The organism is Lactobacillus sp. C449L, assembly GCF_059900815.1.
The window spans coordinates 1-457 of sequence record NZ_JBWXGA010000214.1; the positions used below are offsets into that span (position 1 = coordinate 1).

Annotated in this window: 1 protein-coding gene; it reads right to left on the bottom strand. The window is 63.9% G+C overall.

The annotated features are described in order from the left end of the window. Positions 1-127 (bottom strand): beta-ketoacyl synthase N-terminal-like domain-containing protein (locus tag AC2JF9_RS09090; RefSeq protein ID WP_500727120.1); only part of this gene is annotated, 127 nt, incomplete at its 3' end. Positions 128-457 lie beyond the last annotated feature (330 nt).

Genomic DNA, 457 nt, shown 5'->3' on the forward strand with positions numbered 1-457 from the left:
GTATCTCCGTGACCGAGCAGCGGCCTTCGAGCAGATTCGACCAGAGTTGAGCGACAGACGAAGCGCCGGGAAGGCGGCAGGACCTGCCGACAACCACGACGTCATGGCGCTGCTCAGTCCTTCGCACTAACCGGACTCCGAATAGAGTTCTTCTGAACAGAAGAGGGTGTCTTAGACGTCCCGGGTAGCTGCTTCAACGCCCCGGACCGGGCTACGCGCCGCCATCCAAGGATGTGACATGAATACCGCACGCGTGTTGCGCGTGTACTCGGGCCCATGAAGCTGCCGCTCCGGCCTGACAGGATCGAGCCCAAGGCTCAGAGCCTGCGCTGCCGTCCTCTGCAGGGGGTGGTGGCGACGCTCGACAGGTACGCGGGAGGCGGTGGGGTTTACTGGATGGCCGGAAAAAGGCAAGCCGCGTACCGTCGCGGCGGGTCGCGAAAGCCCTCGCGTTGAT